Origin of the sequence: Streptococcus australis, from assembly GCF_019930045.1 — a bacterium.
GTDB lineage: Bacteria > Bacillota > Bacilli > Lactobacillales > Streptococcaceae > Streptococcus > Streptococcus australis_D.
The window spans coordinates 1-1,676 of record NZ_JAHZQQ010000107.1 but is presented as its reverse complement, the minus strand read 5'-3'; the positions used below and the strand labels follow the sequence as shown (position 1 = coordinate 1,676).

The window sequence follows — 1,676 nt, the reverse complement described above, 5'->3', positions numbered from 1 at the left end:
CGTCGAAAGACATTATTTGCATGATTACAAAATAACATTAGACTATACAAAGCGAAATAGACAGAAAAACCAAAGAGGGCAAATTTCCAAATAGAAGAATAGGTAAGGTTATTTTGATCTATCGATAATGCTTTGGCAACAACCAAGGGTTGCCCCAAAGCGAGACCTCCATTTGCCAGTGCCCCAATAATGGTTAGGTATTTTGTTTTTTTATCAAGATATTTAAAGATATGAATCATAAGTTTCTCCTGGAAAAAATAGAGAGGCTAGCACACCTCTCTGTAATTTAGAAACATTATTTACAATAATTGCAAATATTAGTCACATTTTCAGGTCTCTTAGGGATTTGATTATTTTTTTTGACAACCATAAATATGATCTCCTTTCTAGTCCACATCTAAAATATCTTCATATAACTTGGATAAAGCAAAAAGTGCTAGATTTTTTTTAATTCTCTCTTTCATACTTTCACATATAAAATCAGAATTTAATTTTGTAATATGCTTGGCCATTGGACAAAAGCCTGATTTACATACCAGAACAAATGGACACCCTTTACAATCATCTCTGACCATAATACTCCAGTTCTTTAATTTATTCTGGTTAATCAATCCAGTATTGATATTTCCAAAGATATTCTCTTTATTGTATAGGGCTACTGTGCAAGATTGTACAATACCTTTAACATTAAACATATAATGATTTAATCGATTTGCGTAGCAACTAAACGAATTATGAATAACTATATTTGGTGAACATAACTTGTATCCTAAGTTTAATGCTCTAATTGACAACTCATAACTTGCATCATCTTTTAATAATGTAACACAATCATCCCTAGAACGGTCACCTTGACCCCAATTTCCTATGTTATGATACATTACTAAAAATCTATCATCACCTTTAAAAAATTCGCCATCATTCAGTAAAAACAATTCCATGTGATGGTAATTTTCTTTAGAAACATTGAAACGAAGTACACAAGTGAAATTTAGAGGAGTTTCTTTCATACGATGCAAATTTTCTAAAATACGAAGATAAGACCCCTTTTTATTTTTTAAAACTCGTTGTGTATCATGACTTTCACAATCACCATCAAGAGTAATTTGAAAACTTGAAACATGATAATCAGATACTAACGCTTCAAATTTCTTACTTGTAAGTAAAAATCCATTAGTCGTTATACTAGCTGAATATATCACATCAAACTGATCACAAAGTTCTAAAAATTTTGTAGATAATCGCTGAATAGTTGCATATCCTAATAGTGGTTCTCCACCGAACCAAGAAATTCTTAAATACCTATAAACACCTGTTTTTAACTTTTCCTCTGCAAATTTTAAAATTGCTAGCTCTGTTTTTTCTGACATTCCGATATTCTCAAAATGCTCATAGCAGTATTTACATCGAAAATTACAATCACCATGTGTTAAAATTGTAAACTCTAAAACCTCATTATTAGTATCTTGAATTTGTTGTAGATATTTATCTACTTCATTCTCTTCAGAACAATACATATTCTGCTCAAGATAACTATAATAATCTCTTGCTATCTCTTTATTATGAGAGATTACTTCTTCCAATTCTTTTGTTATGATAAATGATAAATTGCAAGAATAAGTGCAACATTTACTTGAACTCATCCTCTAGAGCTTCACAAGCAGTTCTGTAAGCTA

Annotated in this window: 1 protein-coding gene and 1 pseudogene; both read right to left on the bottom strand. The window is 30.5% G+C overall.

Features of this window, described 5'->3' with window-relative positions:
• Window positions 1-239: pseudogene (locus tag K1J10_RS10460) on the bottom strand (ATP-binding cassette domain-containing protein); the annotation flags it as partial.
• Between the two features lie 147 nt (window positions 240-386).
• Complete coding sequence (locus K1J10_RS10455; protein WP_223357321.1) at window positions 387-1,643, bottom strand: radical SAM/SPASM domain-containing protein; 1,257 nt, start codon at window positions 1,641-1,643, stop codon at window positions 387-389.
• Between the last annotated feature and the right edge of the window lie 33 nt (window positions 1,644-1,676).

What these genes read in the sequence shown, in the direction of transcription:
- K1J10_RS10455 (WP_223357321.1), bottom strand. Translation starts at nt 1,643, where the DNA reads ATGAGTTCAAGTAAATGTTGCACTTATTCTTGCAATTTATCATTTATC.